The sequence below is a fragment of the Acinetobacter sp. NIOH-H-8 genome, from assembly GCF_046635365.1.
In the GTDB taxonomy this organism is placed as follows: Bacteria; Pseudomonadota; Gammaproteobacteria; order Pseudomonadales; family Moraxellaceae; genus Acinetobacter.
This window is the reverse complement of record NZ_JBHDVN010000201.1, coordinates 1-446: the sequence shown is the minus strand read 5'-3', so window position 1 is coordinate 446 and position 446 is coordinate 1. Positions and strand designations below refer to the sequence as shown.

The window sequence follows — 446 nt, the reverse complement described above, 5'->3', positions numbered from 1 at the left end:
GTACTATACTTAGCTGTATTTGGCACGGTTATTGGGTTCTCTGCTTATTTTTCTCTGGTCGGACGAATTGGCGCAGCCAAAGCAGCCTATAGCACGTTGCTCTTTCCTTTAGTTGCTTTAACAGTTTCTACTTTCTTTGAAGGATATGAGTGGACTTTAAATGCTGTATTTGGAATTTTACTCATCTTACTTGGTAACTACTTAATGTTTAGTAAGTTTGAAATTGGAAAGAAGTTATTTAGCAATCAAAAAAATTGTGAGAAGCAGGCATAAAAGCCTGCTTTTTTATAAATCATAATTAATTTTAGCAGCCCGTTTTTAGCATCAACTCAAAATCTTTTAAAGCCGCAGCTGCTGTGGCTAATGGCGCAGATGCCCCTCCACTGACAACAAATTCCCCCATTTCTTGCGTTAACACCCGAATACATTTATTAGAACCTTGCAGA

At 37.7% G+C, this 446-nt stretch carries 1 protein-coding gene and 1 pseudogene; one reads left to right on the top strand and one right to left on the bottom strand.

What is annotated here, in order from left to right; translation table 11 throughout:
* The coding region (locus ACEWB7_RS17800; protein WP_411581059.1) for an EamA family transporter at positions 1-273 on the top strand (273 nt) is incomplete at its 5' end.
* A gap of 31 nt (positions 274-304) precedes the next feature.
* Here ACEWB7_RS17800 and ACEWB7_RS17795 read toward each other — a convergent pair.
* A pseudogene (locus tag ACEWB7_RS17795) lies at positions 305-446 on the bottom strand (homoserine dehydrogenase); the annotation flags it as partial.